14 protein-coding genes are annotated in these 17,598 nt (G+C 60.0%); 3 read left to right on the forward strand and 11 right to left on the reverse strand.

Annotated elements, in window-relative coordinates:
• Positions 1-79: 79 nt before the first annotated feature.
• The 5 genes from Q0V31_RS19015 to leuC form a co-directional block, all read right to left on the reverse strand.
• The gene (locus tag Q0V31_RS19015) at positions 80-1,090 is read right to left on the reverse strand and encodes an aspartate-semialdehyde dehydrogenase (RefSeq protein WP_298190481.1); all 1,011 of its coding nucleotides are present in this window, start codon (positions 1,088-1,090) and stop codon (positions 80-82) included.
• A 147-nt stretch (positions 1,091-1,237) separates the two neighbouring features.
• On the reverse strand, positions 1,238-2,350 hold the full coding sequence (gene asd, locus Q0V31_RS19020; RefSeq protein ID WP_298190483.1) for an aspartate-semialdehyde dehydrogenase: 1,113 nt from the start codon (positions 2,348-2,350) through the stop codon (positions 1,238-1,240).
• A 55-nt stretch (positions 2,351-2,405) separates the two neighbouring features.
• Positions 2,406-3,488 carry a 3-isopropylmalate dehydrogenase gene (gene leuB, locus Q0V31_RS19025; protein ID WP_298190485.1) on the reverse strand — a complete coding sequence of 361 codons (1,083 nt, stop codon included), beginning with the start codon at positions 3,486-3,488 and terminating at the stop codon, positions 2,406-2,408.
• A gap of 50 nt (positions 3,489-3,538) precedes the next feature.
• Positions 3,539-4,186, reverse strand: coding sequence for a 3-isopropylmalate dehydratase small subunit (gene leuD, locus Q0V31_RS19030; RefSeq protein ID WP_298190487.1), 648 nt, complete (start codon positions 4,184-4,186; stop codon positions 3,539-3,541).
• A gap of 10 nt (positions 4,187-4,196) precedes the next feature.
• Positions 4,197-5,624: a 3-isopropylmalate dehydratase large subunit gene (leuC, locus tag Q0V31_RS19035; protein ID WP_298190489.1), complete on the reverse strand. Its 1,428-nt coding sequence runs from the start codon at positions 5,622-5,624 to the stop codon at positions 4,197-4,199.
• Between the two features lie 185 nt (positions 5,625-5,809).
• Here leuC and Q0V31_RS19040 point away from each other — a divergent pair, with 185 nt between their 5' ends.
• Both Q0V31_RS19040 and Q0V31_RS19045 read left to right on the forward strand, forming a co-directional pair.
• Complete coding sequence (locus Q0V31_RS19040) at positions 5,810-6,703, forward strand: LysR family transcriptional regulator (protein WP_298190491.1); 894 nt, start codon at positions 5,810-5,812, stop codon at positions 6,701-6,703.
• Between the two features lie 102 nt (positions 6,704-6,805).
• On the forward strand, positions 6,806-10,105 hold the full coding sequence (locus Q0V31_RS19045; protein ID WP_298190493.1) for a PAS domain S-box protein: 3,300 nt from the start codon (positions 6,806-6,808) through the stop codon (positions 10,103-10,105).
• Positions 10,106-10,153: 48 nt separating this feature from the next.
• Here the strand turns inward: Q0V31_RS19045 and Q0V31_RS19050 are convergent, their stop codons facing one another.
• The 6 genes from Q0V31_RS19050 to Q0V31_RS19075 form a co-directional block, all read right to left on the reverse strand.
• The gene (locus tag Q0V31_RS19050) at positions 10,154-10,600 is read right to left on the reverse strand and encodes an Hsp20 family protein (protein WP_298190494.1); all 447 of its coding nucleotides are present in this window, start codon (positions 10,598-10,600) and stop codon (positions 10,154-10,156) included.
• 196 nt (positions 10,601-10,796) lie between these two features.
• Positions 10,797-11,783: a tRNA-dihydrouridine synthase gene (locus Q0V31_RS19055; RefSeq protein WP_298190496.1), complete on the reverse strand. Its 987-nt coding sequence runs from the start codon at positions 11,781-11,783 to the stop codon at positions 10,797-10,799.
• Between the two features lie 141 nt (positions 11,784-11,924).
• Positions 11,925-12,374, reverse strand: coding sequence for a thioesterase family protein (locus tag Q0V31_RS19060; RefSeq protein WP_298190498.1), 450 nt, complete (start codon positions 12,372-12,374; stop codon positions 11,925-11,927).
• Positions 12,371-13,021: a bifunctional 4-hydroxy-2-oxoglutarate aldolase/2-dehydro-3-deoxy-phosphogluconate aldolase gene (locus Q0V31_RS19065; protein WP_298190500.1), complete on the reverse strand. Its 651-nt coding sequence runs from the start codon at positions 13,019-13,021 to the stop codon at positions 12,371-12,373. Before Q0V31_RS19065 ends, Q0V31_RS19060 begins: the two co-directional genes overlap by 4 nt.
• Before the next feature lie 21 nt (positions 13,022-13,042).
• On the reverse strand, positions 13,043-14,851 hold the full coding sequence (gene edd / locus Q0V31_RS19070; RefSeq protein ID WP_298191150.1) for a phosphogluconate dehydratase: 1,809 nt from the start codon (positions 14,849-14,851) through the stop codon (positions 13,043-13,045).
• Positions 14,852-14,899: 48 nt separating this feature from the next.
• On the reverse strand, positions 14,900-15,580 hold the full coding sequence (locus Q0V31_RS19075) for a 6-phosphogluconolactonase (RefSeq protein WP_298190503.1): 681 nt from the start codon (positions 15,578-15,580) through the stop codon (positions 14,900-14,902).
• Positions 15,581-15,681: 101 nt separating this feature from the next.
• Between Q0V31_RS19075 and Q0V31_RS19080 the strand changes: the two genes are divergently transcribed.
• Positions 15,682-17,538 carry a diguanylate cyclase gene (locus Q0V31_RS19080; protein WP_298191152.1) on the forward strand — a complete coding sequence of 619 codons (1,857 nt, stop codon included), beginning with the start codon at positions 15,682-15,684 and terminating at the stop codon, positions 17,536-17,538.
• Positions 17,539-17,598: the final 60 nt, after the last annotated feature.

Consider the following 17,598-nt stretch of genomic DNA (forward strand, 5'->3'; position numbering starts at 1 on the left):
GACATGACCCCATTCAGCAATCAACTCAGCCAGTATTGCCAAGCTCGAAAGATTCTTCAAATTTCTAGGTAAGTATCTTTTACAGATAGTGTTTTATCAACAACTCGGCTAATTGCACAGCATTCAGAGCCGCACCTTTTCTCACATTATCAGACGCAATCCACAAATTGAGTTCAGCCGGATCATCCAAACCGACACGCACTCGACCAACATAGACAACATCCTGACCCACTGCATCGCCAACCACTGTTGGATAATCATCCAACTCCACCAACTCCACAGCCGACGCGACATCCAGCGCGGTATAGACCTGCGCGAGATCGACACTCGACTCAGTCTGCAGCGATACACTCAAACTATCACCAAAGAACACTGGGACCTGAATGCAGGTCACAACAACCTGCAACGCTGGCAAGTTCAGCAACTCTTTGAGTTCAGCGGCCACCTGCCGCTCTAGTGCGGAGTGCCCCTCACTGTCAGTGTGTTCAACTTGTGCCAGCACATTGAACGCCATTTGCCGATCAAACAGGCGCGGTTCAAAAGAACGCCCATTGAGTAATTCAGCGGTTTGCCGCGCTAACTCCGCGACACCCTCACGACCTCGACTGGAAACGGCTAGGCACGCAGTCACCGTAATACGGCGAATGTTGATCTGTTCAGGCAAAGCCGCCAGCACAGTTGCCAGAGCAACACCCGGCGCACTTGGGCTGGTCAACAAATAAGGCGCAGCCACTGCCGCCAACACCTGCGGATTGGCCTCGGGCACCACCCGCGGCGCTTGTGCGCTCGGCAAGCCACTGGCCAAATCAATCACCGCACAGCCCGCCGCCCCCGCCTGCTGCGCATACTTCTGCGTCACCTTGCTACCAGCGGCAAAAAACGCCAGGCGCACACTGGAAAAATCAAACGTCTCGAGGTCTTTTACCCGCAGGTTCTTACCCTTGTAAGACACAGAACTCCCCGCAGACTCGCCACTGGCGACCACGTGCAAATTAGCCACAGGGAACTCGCGCTCTTCCAGCAGTTGCACCAAGGCTTCGCCAACGCTGCCGGTGGCACCAATCACGGCAATCTCAAACGTCCGGGTCATGACAGTACTTCAGAGGAAATAAGCCCAGCACTGTATAGCCGGGCCCGATAAATGCAAAGGAGCGGACTGCTGAGCATTCGATTTGACTCGAACACCCCACAGCCCGCCCCTCATTTACTCCGCAACAAACGCCTCAGCGCTGCGCGATTAACGCTCCAGCAGGATACGCAGCATGCGCCGCAGCGGCTCGGCCGCACCCCACAACAGCTGGTCGCCAACGGTGAACGCGCCCAGGTACTGCGAACCCATATTGAGTTTACGCAAACGCCCAACCGGAACGCTCAAGGTGCCAGTCACAGCCGTCGGGCCCAGCTCGCGGATGCTCGCCTCGCGCTGGTTCGGCACCAGCTTGACCCACGGGTTGTGCTGACTGATCAAGCCTTCGATGTCCGACAGCGGCACATCCTTGTTCAGCTTGATGGTCAGCGCCTGACTGTGGCAACGCATCGCGCCGACGCGCACGCACAGCCCATCGACCGGGATCGGGTTCTTGAAGCGACCAAGGATCTTGTTGGTTTCTGCCTGCGCCTTCCACTCTTCACGGCTCTGCCCATTCGGCAGTTCCTTGTCGATATAAGGAATCAAGCTGCCGGCCAATGGCACGCCAAAGTTATCCACCGGGAAGGCATCAGCGCGCATGGCTTCAGCTACTTTACGGTCGATGTCGAGAATGGCACTGGCCGGGTCAGCCAGCTCATCCGCCACTGCGCCGTTAATCGCGCCCATTTGCTTGATCAGCTCACGCATATTCTGCGCGCCGGCGCCGCTCGCCGCCTGATAGGTCATGGCGCTCATCCACTCGACCAGACCGGCTTCGTACAGACCGCCCAGCGCCATCAGCATCAGGCTGACAGTGCAGTTTCCGCCAATGTAATCCTTGGTGCCAGCATCCAGCTGTTGATCGATCACCTTACGGTTGACCGGATCGAGCACGATCACCGAGCTGTCGCTCATGCGCAGCGACGAGGCCGCATCAATCCAGTAACCCTGCCAGCCGGCTTCGCGCAGCTTGGGGAAGACTTCATTGGTGTAGTCGCCACCCTGACAGGTCAGGATCACGTCGAGGCTTTTCAGCTCGTCAATGCTGTAGGCGTCCTTCAAGGGCGCCGTTTCCTTGCCAATTGCCGGGCCTTGGCCGCCAACATTGGAGGTGGTGAAGAATACCGGCTCGATCAAATCGAAATCCTGCTCCTCCAGCATGCGCTGCATGAGCACGGAACCCACCATGCCACGCCAACCGATCAGACCTACACGTTTCATAACCACTACACCTATATAAGCTGACCGCCGGAGACCGTCCGACGGGCCAGGAAGATTACAGACTGCGTAACGCTTCGACTACTGCATCGCCCATTGCTACCGTGCCGACTTTGGTCGTACCGGCGCTATAAATATCACCGGTGCGCAAGCCCTGATCCAGCACGTTGCTCACGGCCAGCTCGATGGCATCGGCGGCAACCGTCTGATTGAAGCTGTAACGCAACATCATCGACACCGACAGAATGGTCGCCAGCGGGTTAGCAATGCCCTGCCCGGCGATATCCGGTGCGCTGCCGTGGCATGGCTCATACATGCCTTTGTTATTGGCATCCAGCGAAGCGGACGGCAGCATGCCGATGGAACCGGTAAGCATGGAAGCCTCATCCGACAGAATGTCACCAAACATGTTGTCGGTAACCATTACATCAAACTGCTTGGGCGCACGCACCAGCTGCATGGCAGCGTTATCGACGTACATGTGGCTCAGCTCGATATCCGGGTAATCCTTGGCCACTTCCTCAACCACGGCGCGCCAGAGCTGGCTGGAAGCCAGCACGTTGGCCTTGTCCACCGAGCAGAGTTTCTTGCCACGCACGCGCGCCATGTCGAAGCCAACGCGGGCAATACGGCGAATTTCACTTTCGCTGTATGGCAGGGTGTCGTAGGCCATACGCTCACCATTCTCCAGCACCTTGCTCTCACGCGGGCTGCCGAAGTAGATACCGCCGGTCAGCTCGCGGACGATGAGGATGTTCAGGCCGGCGACGATCTCGCGCTTGAGGCTGGAGGCATCGGCCAACTGGGGATAGAGAATCGCCGGACGCAGGTTGCCGAACAGGCCCAGTTGCGAACGAATCTTCAGCAGTCCGCGCTCCGGACGAATGCTCGGGTCGATGGCGTCCCACTTCGGCCCGCCCACGGCACCGAGCAGAATGGCATCAACAGCGCGGGCACGGGCCAGGGTTTCGTCGGCCAACGGCACACCATAACGATCGATAGCCGCGCCACCGAGGTCATCGAAGCTCAGCTCGAAACCCAGGTTGTATTTGTCATTGGCCAGGTTCAGCACCTTAACCGCTTCGGCCATGATTTCCGGGCCAATACCGTCACCGGGGAGAATCAGAATCTGCTTGGACATGTTCTTCTCAACTCATTAAGCGGCGAATGACCGAGGCATTCGCCCAGTGATTACTTGATTGCGCCGAACAGCCAAGGGCTGCGCTGCTGGTAAGTGCTTTCAAAGGCTTTGATCACGTCGCTGTCGTTCAAGGTCAGGCCGATATCGTCCAGACCATTGAGCAGGCAGTGCTTACGGAAAGCATCGACCTCGAAGCGGTATTGCACGCCATCCGGGCGGGTCACGGTTTGTGCAGCCAAATCGACGGTCAACTGATAACCGTCAGTGGCTTCGGCTTGCTGAAACAGGGCGTCGACTTCGTCCTCTTTGAGGATGATCGGCAACAAGCCGTTCTTGAAGCTGTTGTTGAAGAAAATATCGGCAAAGCTCGGCGCGATAATGGCGCGGAAACCGTACTCTTCCAGCGCCCAAGGCGCGTGCTCACGGCTCGAACCACAACCGAAGTTTTCCCGCGCCAGCAGCACGCTAGCGCCCTGATAGCGCGCCGCGTTCAGCACGAACTCAGGATTCAGCGGACGCTTGGAGTTGTCCTGATTGGGCTGCCCGACATCCAGATAACGCCACTCATCGAACAGGTTAGGGCCAAAGCCCGTGCGCTTGATCGACTTCAAAAATTGCTTGGGGATGATCTGGTCGGTGTCGACGTTGGCGCGATCCAATGGAGCGACCAGGCCGGTATGTTGAGTAAAAGCTTTCATAGTCGAGTCCTCAGGCCTGGATCAATTCGCGCACATCGATAAAGCGGCCAGTCACGGCGGCAGCGGCGGCCATGGCCGGGCTAACCAGGTGAGTACGCCCACCTGCGCCCTGACGGCCTTCGAAGTTGCGGTTAGAGGTAGACGCGCAATGCTCACCATTGCCGAGCTTGTCCGGGTTCATCGCCAGGCACATCGAGCAACCCGGCTCGCGCCATTCAAAGCCTGCTTCGATAAAGATCTTGTCCAGGCCTTCTTGTTCCGCCTGGGCTTTTACCAGGCCGGAACCCGGCACCACCATGGCCTGCTTAATAGTCGCCGCCACTTTGCGGCCCTTGGCCACCTCGGCAGCAGCGCGCAGGTCTTCAATGCGCGAGTTGGTGCAAGAGCCGATAAACACCCGATCCAACTGAATGTCGGTGATCGCCTGGTTGGCCTGCAGGCCCATGTACTTCAGGGCGCGGGTGATTGAATCCTTCTTCACCGGATCGCTCTCAACCGCCGGGTCCGGCACCTTCTGATCGACGGCCAAGACCATCTCCGGCGAAGTACCCCAGCTGACCTGTGGCTTGATGTCTTCGGCGCGCAACTCCACGACAGTGTCGAAATGCGCATCGGCGTCGGACACCAAATCCTGCCACTGCGCCACAGCCTTGGCCCAGTCCTCACCCTTAGGTGCAAACGGGCGGCCTTCGACATAAGCGATGGTCTTTTCATCCACCGCCACCAGACCAACGCGCGCACCCGCTTCGATCGACATATTGCAGATGGTCATGCGCCCTTCCAGCGACAAGTCGCGAATCGCGCTACCGGCGAACTCCAGCGCATGGCCATTACCGCCCGCGGTACCAATCTTGCCAATCACCGCAAGGACGATGTCCTTGGCAGTCACGCCGAACGGCAACTGGCCTTCGACGCGCACCTGCATGTTCTTCATTTTTTTCGCCACCAGGCACTGGGTCGCCAGCACATGCTCGACCTCCGAGGTGCCGATGCCGTGGGCCAATGCGCCGAACGCGCCGTGGGTCGAGGTGTGCGAGTCGCCGCAGACCACGGTCATACCCGGCAAAGTCGCGCCCTGCTCCGGGCCGACCACGTGGACAATACCCTGGCGGATGTCATTCATCTTGAATTCGAGAATGCCAAAGTCATCGCAGTTCTCGTCCAGGGTTTGCACCTGAATCCGCGACACTTCATCGGCGATGGCTTCCAGGCCGCCCTGACGCTCGGCCTTGGTGGTCGGCACGTTGTGGTCGGGGGTGGCGATGTTGGCGTCGATGCGCCACGGCTTGCGGCTGGCCAGACGCAACCCTTCGAAGGCCTGCGGCGAGGTCACTTCGTGGAGGATATGGCGGTCGATGTAGATCAGCGACGAACCATCGTCACGGCGCTTCACTTCGTGCATTTCCCAGAGCTTGTCGTAGAGCGTTTTGCCAGCCATCAGCGATTCCCTCGTTAGCGTGTTTCTGTGCCCGGGCAAATAGCCCTTTGGCTTATGGGGTAATCCTATGGACTTAACACAAATTACTCAAATTCATATTTTTCATCTTATGGATTCCCTACAGGAATACAGATAGATTAGCGCACTGCACTGCATACCCTCAGCACACCACCAAGGGCACTTAAATGGATCTCGCCACCCTCAATGCCTTTATTGCGATTGCCGAGCTGGGCAGCTTCTCCGAAGCGGCCGAGCGCTTGCACCTGACCCAACCGGCGGTGAGCAAACGCATCGCCAGCCTGGAACAGCAGCTCAATGTGCGCCTATTCGATCGCCTGGGCCGCGAAGTGAGCCTGACCGAGGCCGGTCGCGCGCTATTGCCGCGGGCCTACCAGATCCTCAACGTGCTGGACGATACACGCCGCGCGCTGACCAACCTGAATGGCGAGATCAGCGGCCGCTTGACCTTAGCCACTAGCCACCACATTGGCCTGCACCGCTTGCCGCCGCTGCTGCGCGCCTTTACCCGCGCGCACCCGCAGGTAGCATTGGACATCCAGTTTCTCGACTCGGAAGTGGCCTATGAAGAGGTCCTGCATGGTCGCGCCGAGCTGGCGGTGATCACCCTTGCCCCGGAAACCCGCGAGCCGGTGCATGCAGTGCCGGTGTGGGACGACCCGCTGGATTTTGTCGCGGCACCCGAACATCCACTGGCGCGTAATGGCGCGATCAGCCTGGCCGATGTGGCGCACCATCCTGCGGTATTCCCCGGCGGCAACACCTTTACTCACCATATCGTGCGGCGCCTGTTCGAAGCCCAGGGGCTGACACCCAACATCGCCATGAGCACCAACTACCTGGAAACCATCAAGATGATGGTCTCTATCGGCCTGGCCTGGAGCGTGCTACCGCGCACCATGCTGGATGAACAGGTGGCGCGTTTGCCGTTACCCGGCATCCAACTGACGCGCCAACTCGGTTACATTTCGCACACCGAGCGCACCCTGTCGAATGCCGCTCGGGCCTTTATGGATCTGCTCGACGCTCAGCGCGATGATCTTGCACAGGTCACCGGCTAAGGGCTAACGTGACTTATAACAACAAAAAAGGCCCCCGCATGACTCAGCCCATCCGTTTAGTCAAAATCCAGGGAACCCACCTAGGCGGAGGTAGCGCTGGCCGTGGCTAACTCCAATGTTCACCACCTGCCTCTGCCGTTTGTGCCAGCCCTGGATCCTGCCGAATTTGAAAGCACCTGGAACGATGCGCCGCACCTGCTAAGCGCCCTCAACGGGGCCAAGCTCGGGGCCTGGTACTGGGACATCGAAAGCGGCCGGGTCAACTGGTCGCGTGGCGCCCAGGCGCTGTTCGGTTTCGACCCCAAACAGCCGCTGCAAAAGCAGCTCGACTACATCGAGCTGATCCCTGACGAAGACCGCGCCGAAGTCCTGCAACTGTTCCAACAGCTGCTCACGGAAACCCCGAGCAAGCACACCGTCCGCCACCGCATTTACTGGCCTGACGGCAGCCTGCACTGGTTGGAAATCAGCGGCCGCCTGCAACAGGATGCCGACGGCAAGCCACGGGTAATGGGCGTAATCCGCGACATCAGCAAGCAGCAGGCGCGCGAGCAGGCGTTGCGCAGCAGTGAAGAAAAGTTCGCCCAGGCCTTCAACTACAGCCCCGACGCCGTGGTGATCACCGATAAAGCCAGCGGCCGTTTTATCGAAGTCAACGCGGGCTTCGAGCGCCAGTTCGGCTGGACCAGCGCGCAGACCCTGGGCCGCACCTCCCTGGAGATAGGCATATGGGCATGCTTGGCCGATCGTCAGCGAATGCTTGAGGCAATCAGCAACAACAGCCTCAACGGCCTGGAGGTTTCGCTTTACCACCGTGACGGCAGCCTCCGTATAAACCGCCTGTTCGGCGGTGAAATACGCCTGCAAGACAACCCATGCCTGGTGCTATCACTGCGTGACATCACCCAGCAACGTACTCAGGAACAGGCCCTAATCAACAGCCAGGAGCGCCTTGACCTGGCCCTGGACTCGGCCGCCCTCGGCACTTGGGACTGGCATATCCCCAGCAACATGCTGTTCGGCTCGGCCCGCGCGGCGAAACTTCACGGTCTCAATGAGGAGTCGTTCCACGACGATTTCCGCAAATTTTACAGCTGCGTTCCACTGGCCGACCGTCACGCCATGCGCCTGCACTATCAGAGCCTTGCGCAAGGCACCGGCGAGGACTACCAGGTTACTTATCGGGCGATCTATGCCAACCAAGAAGTGCATTACCTGGAGAGCACCGCCAAGCTTTACCGTGATGCCGACGGCAAGCCAGAGCGCATGGCGGGCATCCTTATCGATATCAGCGAGCGGGTGCGCCGCGAACAAAGCCTCGCCGCCTCGGAAGCCAAATTCGCCAGTTTGTTCCAGGCCAGCCCCGACCCAATTGCCCTGACGACTTTGCCGGACGGCGCGGTCCTGGAAATCAACTCAAGCTTCAGTCAGACCTTCGGCTGGCAACCAGACGAGGTGATCGGGCAGAAGATGACCGACCTGAACTTCTGGGTCGATATCAACGCCCGCGTTACGCTGCTCAACAAACTCTTACGCGACCACAGCCTGCACAACGAAGTGGCGGACCTCCTCGACAAGCAAGGCCGATTGATCACCTGCGTGCTCTCCTCAAGACCGATCGTGCTGAATAACCAGCGCTGCATTCTCACCACCTTCCGCAACATCAGTGAGCGGCAGAAAGCCCAGGCCGCGCTGCAGGCCAGCCAGGAGAAATTCGCCCTGGCGTTCCACTCAAGTCCGGACGCCATCACCATCACCGAGCGCGACAGCGGCCGCTATATAGAAGTCAATGAAGGCTTCAGCCGCCTGACCGGTTATACCCCCGAAGAGGTGATCGGCCGCAGCTCCATAGAGCTCAACGTCTGGGCCGACCTGTCTGAGCGCGAGCTGATGGTGGAGACACTCAAGCGTGACGGCCGTGTCTATCACATGGAGATGCATGGCAAGCATCGCAATGGCACAGTCATGCTGGTCGAAGTGTCGGTCGAGTCGATTGAACTCAACGCCATCCCTTGCCTACTGCTGACCGCCCGCGACATGACTGAGCTGAAAGAAGCCCAGGCCCAGGTGCAGCACCTGGCTTACCATGATTCGCTAACCAACCTGCCTAACCGCGCCCTATTGCTCGACCGCCTGACACAGCAAATCGCTTTGTTAAAACGCCACCAACTGCGCGGCGCCCTGCTGTTTCTCGACCTCGATCACTTCAAACACATCAACGACTCGCTCGGCCATCAGGTCGGCGATGCCGTGCTCAAGCTGGTCACCGCACGCCTGGAAGCCAGCGTGCGCCAGGAAGACACGGTGGCCCGCCTGGGCGGTGACGAATTTGTCGTACTGATTACCGGCCTGGAAGGCAAACGCTCAAAAGTCGTTCAGCAGATCCGTGCACTGGCGGAAAAACTGCGCCAGTTACTGGCCGAGCCCATGCTACTCGACGGCCACCAATTGCAGGTCACCCCGAGCGTCGGCATCGCGATGATTCCCGACCATGGCGACAACCCCTCTGACTTGCTCAAGCGTGCTGATATCGCCCTCTACCGAGCCAAGGACTCGGGGCGCAATACCATCCAGCTGTTCCGTAGCACCATGCAGAAAGCCGCCAGCGAACGCCTGCGTTTGGAAAACGACCTACGCCTGGCATTGGCGCACGGCGAGTTTGAGCTGCACTTCCAACCGCAGGTGGATGCCCGCAACAACCAGATCATCGGCGCCGAAGCCTTGCTGCGCTGGGCACACCCAACACTGGGAGCGCAGTCGCCGGCGCTGTTTATCCCGGTTCTAGAAGAAAGCGGGTTGATTCTCGACGTCGGCGGCTGGGTACTCGCCGAAGCCTGTCACGCCTGCGCGCAGTTACTCCAGCAAGGCATGGTCGATGCCGAGCAGTTCAGCCTGTGCGTAAATATCAGCCCTCGGCAGTTCCGTCAGCATGACTTTATCGATCGCGTAGAAAGCAGCCTGGCCAGCAGCCAGCTGTCACCCAACATGCTTAAGCTGGAAATCACTGAAGGCATCGTGATCCAGAACATCGAAGACACGGTTGCCAAGATGAACCGCCTCAAGCGCCTCGGCGTAAGCTTTGCCATGGACGACTTCGGCACCGGTTACAGCTCACTGACCTACCTCAAACGCTTGCCGGTGGATGTGTTGAAGATCGACCAGTCCTTCGTGCGCGAAGCCACCCTGGATGCCAACGACGCGGAAATCATCCGCGCCATCATCGCCATGGCGCAAAGCTTAGGGTTGGCGATTATTGCCGAAGGGGTTGAGCAGCTCGAGCAGTTGGCGTTCCTGCAACAACAGGGTTGCCACCATTACCAGGGTTACCTGTTCAGCAAAGCGCTGCCGTTGGCGCAATTCCGCCAATTGCTGCACGACAACCGCACACCTGCCCCGCGGTAAAACGCCAAGGGCACCCGAAGGTGCCCTTGGCTTGCAGCGGCCTGACAGTTAGCTGTTAAGCACGGGACGGCTCGCCCCAATCGGGATGCGCTTGGCCTTGGCTTCTTCCGGCACGATACGCACCAGGTCGATATTCAGCAGGCCATTGACCAGACTGGCAGCCTTAACTTCGATATGGTCAGCCAGGCGGAACGACAGCTTGAACGCCCGCTGGGCAATGCCCTGATACAGGTAAGTGACGTTCTCGGTGTTGCTGTCACGCTTGCCGCCGGTGACTGTCAGTACGTCACGCTCGACTTGCAGCTCCAGGTCTTCTTCCTCAAAACCGGCCGCCGCGACCACAATGCGGTACTGGTCGTCGGCATACTTTTCCACGTTGTAGGGTGGATAGCTGCTCCCCGCTTCATTGCGCATGGCGGACTCGAACAGGTCATTGAAACGGTCAAAGCCAACGGACTGGCGCAGCAGCGGGGTCATGGAAAATGCAGTGCTCATAATTTAAATCTCCTGAAATCAGCGAGTAGTCAATGCAGGACCCGAATTCGGCATCCCACACGACTAATAATGTGGCTGTTCAAGTAGATTTCAAGCCTCTGAAAAATTTTCTTACAGAGCGGCCATGCGATGAGTAACGCCATGCCAATCAACGGCATCCATCGCAGCCCGGAGCGCATGCCGATGCCCTGCGGCGCTAAGAACACGCCCTCGCCTGCTGCTGGCGCTGCGCTTCGGCAAAGTTGATGCCGAGCAAGGCATCGATACTTAGGCAGTCGCTTTCGCGGCGCAGCACGCCGAACAGCTCGGTCGCCTCGGGGTAGCTGCGGGTCAGCATCGCCAGCCATTGCTTGAGTCGCCCTGGCGCATAGCGTGGCGAGATTTTGCGCCGCGCCTGCAGCCAGAAATCCGCCAGCAGCGGCTGCAACTCAACCCAACTCATGGCATCCAGCGCCTTTCCGGCCTTGGCGGCGGCAATTTGCCGAGCCAGATCCGGGCGCGCCACCAGGCCGCGACCAAGCATGATGTCCTCGACACCGCTGACCTCACGGCAACGTCGCCAGTCATCCAGGCTCCAGATCTCGCCATTGGCGAACACCGGCACCTTGACCGCGTCCTGCACCCGCGCCACCCACTCCCAATGCGCCGGCGGCTTGTAGCCTTCGACCTTGGTCCGCGCGTGCACCACGATCTGCGCCGCACCGCCTTCAGCCAGGGCCTGGGCACACTCCAGGGCATAGTCCTTGTGGTCAAAACCCAAGCGCATCTTCGCGGTTACCGGGATAGCCGCAGGCACCGCGCGACGCACCTCGCGGACGATGGCGTGCAACAACTCGGGCTCTTTGAGCAGCACCGCACCACCGCGGGATTTGTTTACCGTCTTGGCCGGGCAGCCAAAGTTGAGATCAATTACAGGGGCGCCGAGGGTGCAGGCAAACGCCGCGTTATCGGCCAAACAGCTGGGGTCGGAGCCGAGGAACTGCACGCGCAGCGGCGTACCGGCAGCCGTTTGCGCGCCACTGAACAATTCCGGGGCCAGCTTCTGGTAGGTGCTGGCCGGCAACACCCGCTCAGTGACCCGAATAAACTCGGTCACGCACCAGTCGATGCCGCCGACCCGGGTCAGCACATCACGAAGGATTTCGTCGACCAACCCCTCCATCGGGGCCAGGGCGATTTGCATAAGCTCAGCTCTCAAAATTGTCTAGGCCGCTGCGCAGCAACGGCCCGGCAGGCTGGCAGCCATTAATGGCGGACCATAAAAAACGCCGCGTAGTGTACGCGGCGTAGCAAATCAACGGCCAGGCTTTAGCCCAACGACAGCTCAAAGCTCCATGGGAAAAGCCGGCTGCAGCGCCGCGCCGTAGCCTTCAACAAACTCTGCCGGCATGCGCTTGGGCTTACCGCTGGACAGCTCGATGCAGACAAAGGTGGTTTTCGCCCGCAACAGCGTCATGCCGTCTTCTGGACGAATCAGCTGGAAGCAGCGGTCCATTTTCAGACGTTGATCGGACTCAACAATCCAGGTGGCCATCTGCAGTTGTTGCTCTTCATAGGCGCTGGCCAGGTAGTCGATTTCATGGCGTAGCACAGCCATGGCGCGATCGAGGCGACGGTATTCGCTCAGATCCAGCCCAAGAAACTGCGAATGTCGCCAGGCGCAGCGCTCCAGCCAGCTGACGTACACGGCGTTATTGGCATGGCCAAGACCGTCGATATCGTCCGTCGTGACCTCGATATCAATCACGAACGGGTTAGTTAAATCCCACATCATGCCGGCTGCTCCAGGCTACCCGCCAACGCCCGAGCTTCGGCGGCCAACTGAGTGATCTGATCCCAGGCGCGGGCCCGCACCAGGTTGCTGGGGGCGATCCAGGTGCCGCCCACGCACGCCACGTTGGGCAGCCGCAGGAAACCCAGCAAATTATCCGGGGTCACCCCGCCAGTCGGGCAAAAGCGAATGCCGGTGAACGGGCCTTTAAAACTTTTGAGCATCTTGATGCTGGTCGCGCCGTCAGCCGGGAACAGCTTGAGCGAGCGGTAGCCGTATTCCAGCGCCTGCAGCACTTCGGACGGCGTCATCACCCCCGGCAAATAGGGCAGGCCGGAAGCCTCGGCCGCTGCCGCCAGACGCTCGGTACAACCGGGGCTAACCGCGAACTGCGCGCCGGCCTCACGGGCTTCGCGAAATTGTTCGGCATGAATCACCGTACCCGCACCGATCAGCAACTCCGGCAGTTCCTTGCGCATGGTAGCCAGCGCATCCAGGGCCTGTGGTGTACGCAGGGTCACTTCCAGCACACGGATACCACCGGCGTGCAGCGCACGGGCCAGGTCCACCGCCAAGCTGACGTCTTCGACCACCAATACCGGTAACACCGGACGGGCCTGTTGCAGCACTGCATCTATCGTCAGGCTCATGCGTTGTTCCCCGCTCTAAACTCAATCTTCAAATAGGCTGCTGGCACCCTGCTCAGCCGAACCGACCAGGCGGCGCTGCGCGCCGAACATTTCCAGACCATAACCCAATTCCATTTCAACACTGGCCGCCGCCAAGGGCCGTGCGGCAAGCTGCTGCTCACTCAGCTCCACCTGCAGCAGCCCGTGCTGCGCATCCAACACCAACCAGTCGCCATCCTGCAACCGCGCCAAAGCGCCGCCAGCAGCTGCTTCCGGGGTCACGTGCAACGCCGTGGAAACCTGCCCGGAAGCCCCGGACATGCGCCCATCGGTGACCAACGCAACCCGCTGCCCGGCTTGCTGCAGATTGGCCAGCAAGGGCATCAGTTTATGCAACTCGGGCATGCCGTTGGCTTGTGGACCTTGGAAGCGCACCACCAGTACCAGGTCACCTTGTAGCTCGCCGGCGCTGTAAGCCGCCTGCACGGCCGCTTCTGAATCAAAAATGCGTGCCTGGGCGCGAATCTGCCAGTACGCCGGATCCACCGCCGAGGTTTTCAGGATGGCGCGCCCCAGGTTACCGGTGAGCAGCACCAGCCCGCCCTCCTCGACAAAGGGCTCGGCCGCTGGCCGAACAATATCGCGCGCCGGGCTCTGCTGCGGCAACTCGCGCCAGGCCAGGCGCTCGCCATCCAGCCACGCTTCGCGGGTATAAGCACCCAAGCCATGCCCGGCGGCGGTGGCCACATCGTCATGCAACAAGCCTGCGCCGAGTAACTCACGCAACAGCCAGGCCGGGCCGCCAGCGGCCTGGAACTGATTGACGTCCGCCGCGCCATTGGGATACACCCGCGCCAGCAGCGGCACCACCTTGGACAGCGCAGCAAAATCATCCCAGTTCAGCTCGTAGCCGGCAGCACGGGCGATGGCCGGCAAGTGCAGGGTATGATTGGTCGAGCCACCGCTGGCGAGCAGGGCCACCACGGCGTTGATCAGTGCCCGTGCATTAATCTGCTGGCCGACCGGCAGATAGCGTTCGCCTTTGCGGCTGTTATGCGCCACCAGGCGCGCGGCCTCATCGGTCAGCGCATCGCGCAGTGGCGTGTAAGGATGGACAAAGGCGCTACCCGGCACATGCAGGCCCAAAGCTTCCATCAGCAGCTGATTGGTATTGGCCGTGCCATAGAACGTGCAGGTCCCCGCTTGGTGGTAAGCCGCCAGCTCCGCGGCGAGCAGCTCGTCACGACTGGCTTCTCCGCGGGCAAAGCGCTGGCGCACCGCGGCTTTTTCCTTGTTTGGCAGGCCCGACTGCATGGGGCCGGCCGGTACGAACACGGCGGGCAGATGGCCGAAATGCAGCGCGCCGATCAACAAGCCGGGGACAATCTTGTCGCACACCCCAAGGTACAGCGCGCCGTCGAAAATGCCATGGGTAAGGCCAATAGCAGCCGCTTGGGCAATCAAGTCGCGGGAGAACAGCGACAGCTGCATGCCACCCTCGCCCTGGGTGATGCCGTCGCACATGGCCGGCACCCCGGCGGCAAACTGCGAGGTCGCCCCAGCCCTGGCCAATGCCACCTTCAGCCGCTCGGGATAATCGCGCAGCGGCGCATGGGCCGAGAGCAGATCGTTGTAACTGGAAATGATCGCCACATGCGGCGAGCCACCCTGCTTGATGATCAACCGCGCGTCATCGGGTTGCGCAGCCAGGGCATGGGCCAAATTGGAGCAACCCAAGGCCTGATGCGCGGTACGCACCGATGCTTGTGCCAGGCGCTGCAAGTAGCGTTCGCGGCGTTTAGCCGAGCGCTGCTCTAGGGCGGCGGTGACCTGCTCAACAACCGGATGCAACATGACGGCTCCTTTTATCCGCGCGGTACAGACTTACAGTGTAACGGCTCAGGGCGCCCAGTAGATGTTTACCGGTAACGGGCTGCGCTGCAGCCAGGCATACAAGGGCAGGTCTCGCGCCCCAGGCTCGTCAGCCAGCACGGCATCAATCAATGCGCGCTTGCGCTCGCCAAACGCCAGCAAGCCCAGCCACCGCCCTCGTTGCAGCATGGCCAAGTTCAGCGACAGGCGCTCACGAGGTTCTTCTGGTGCCTGCGCCGGCAAAGCCGCTGGCTCGGCATTAGGGTCGAGCGCCGCCGCCAGGCCCGGCATGCCGGGAAACAACGAAGCTATATGGCCGTCCTCGCCCATCCCCAGCAAAACAGCACTGAATGGCTGCCACTGGCGCAACTGCTCAGCCCAGGCTAACGCAGACTGCTCACGGCTCGCGCCCTGTCGCGGGTCGAGACAATGCGCCTGCGGCAGCCCCTGACTTAACAGCTGCCAATTACTTGCAGCATCATCAGCTGGCACCCAGCGCTCATCACTGGGGCTAAGATCAATACGCTGAACCTGCAGTTGCTCAGCCAGCAAAGGCAACAGCGCCTGTGGACTGCTGCCACCCGGCAGCACCAGCCCGGCGCGTGACTGTAGCGCCAACGTGGCCTGAATGTGCGCCAGAAGCTCGCTGGCCAGCGCATGCAGACAAGCGTTACGCCCGGCATAGCAATGCAACAAATTACAGCCCATAAGCAACCTCACCTAAGCTATCGATCTGTCATCAGACCGCGCAATAATGCACCTTTTGCCGTAATAGCCAACGTTCTTACAATGAGTAACCTGCTTTGAATGTGTTGCTGCGTGTACTCATATTGTTATTGCTGCCGACGCTGGCTCAGGCCACAAGCCTGCCCCTGATCGCCAGCAACTCGCCGCTGCTCGCAGGCCCTAGCATGCAAGTCTGGGAAGACCCCGCGGGCCTGGCTGACATCCACAGCGTTCGCCAACTACCAGAGTCCGCCTGGCAACCGGTGGCGCGCCGCGATGCCAGCTTCGGTTACAGCCAACACGCCTACTGGCTGCGCATCTCCCTGCACAACCCCAGTAATGCGGCGATCGACTGGGCCCTAGTGATTGGCAATCCACTGCTTGATACCCTGGATGCTTACGGCCTAGACGGCGACCGCGTTTATAAGGCCGGCGATCAACGCCCTTTTCACCAGCGCTGGATCGATCACCGCCAACTGGTGCTGCCATTCAACCTGGCGGCAGGCGAAGAACGCGAGCTGATCCTGCGCATGCAGACCGAAGGCTCGGCCAACCTCAGCGCCAGCCTGATGAGCGCACAAGCCTTCAACCATAACGAGCAGCGCATGCTCATGCTGCAAGGGCTGTTTTTCGGCGCCCTGCTGGTGATGCTGATCTACAACCTGTCGATCTTTAGCATCACCCATGATCGCAACTACCTCTGGTACAGCCTGTTTGTCGCCAGCTTCAGTTTTTATCAGTTCATTCAGCAGGGATTCGCCTTGCAGTGGCTTTGGCCGAACTCACTGACATGGCATCAACTGAGCTTTCCCTTCAGCTCAGCCTTGGCGACCCTGTTCGGAATTTTTTTCACCTACGGCATTCTCGACCTCAAGAGCCAACACCGCGCCTACACCTGGGTCAGTCGCGCCCTGCTGGGCGGCAGCCTGCTGGTGATGGGGCTAGCCCTGACGGCGCCTTACCAGGTGGCGTTGCTCGGTAGCTTTGCGCTGTTGATAGTTTGCGCGGTTGCCGGCTGCATCATCACGGCACTGCGCTGGCGCGCAGGTTACGTGCAGGCCAAACTATTTGCCCTCGGCTGGTCAGTCCTGATTATCGCCAGCCTATTCAGCGTCATCAGCGGTACAGGCCTGATCGCCAACTCTCTGCTGACCCTACATGCCCAACAAATCGGCAGCCTGTTCGAGCTGGTGATTTTCTCGATTGCCCTTGGCTCACGCATTCGTCAGGCGCAAAGCGATCACCACATGGCTCAGGCACGGTTGTTTGCCAAGGAACATCAGTTGCGCATGGAGCAGGCCAAAAGCCTGAACTTGCAGCACCAGATCAATGAAGGACTGGAAGCTCGGGTACAGCAGCGCACAGCCTCACTGGAGTACGCGCTGCAAGAGCTCTCAACTGCCAACCAGCAGCTGGCCGAGCTCAGCCGCCGCGACAACCTGACCGGGTTATTCAACCGCCAGGTACTTAACGAAGAATTAGAGCGCCTGCTCGCCCAAGCCAAACGCAGCCGCCAACCCATTGCCATGCTGATGATGGATTTGGATCACTTCAAACAGGTCAACGATCAATATGGCCATTTGACTGGCGACGCCTGCCTGCAGCACGCCGCCCAACGTATGCAGCAGCGCATGCGCAGCCACGATCTACTGGTTCGCTTTGGCGGCGAAGAGTTTGCCGCCGTGCTCTGCGACACCGACCAGGCAGGAGCGATGCGCCTGGCCGAACAGTTACGTGACGATCTGGCCACCCATCCGTGCCAGCATCAAGGACTGAGCATCAGCATGAGCCTGAGCATTGGCGTCTATGCGCTGATCCCAGATGAGGTGAGTAACCGCGAACAACTGTTACGCCATGCCGACGAGACGCTCTATCGGGCCAAGGCCGCAGGTCGTAATCGGGTCCTTAGCTACGACGCAAGCGCCCTAGACGAAGCCTGACCCGCCACCCTGCTCACGCAGTCAGCACCGAAGAGCCTAAGGCCGTGCGCGATGGGACGC

Source organism: uncultured Pseudomonas sp., assembly GCF_943846705.1.
In the GTDB taxonomy this organism is placed as follows: Bacteria; Pseudomonadota; Gammaproteobacteria; order Pseudomonadales; family Pseudomonadaceae; genus Aquipseudomonas.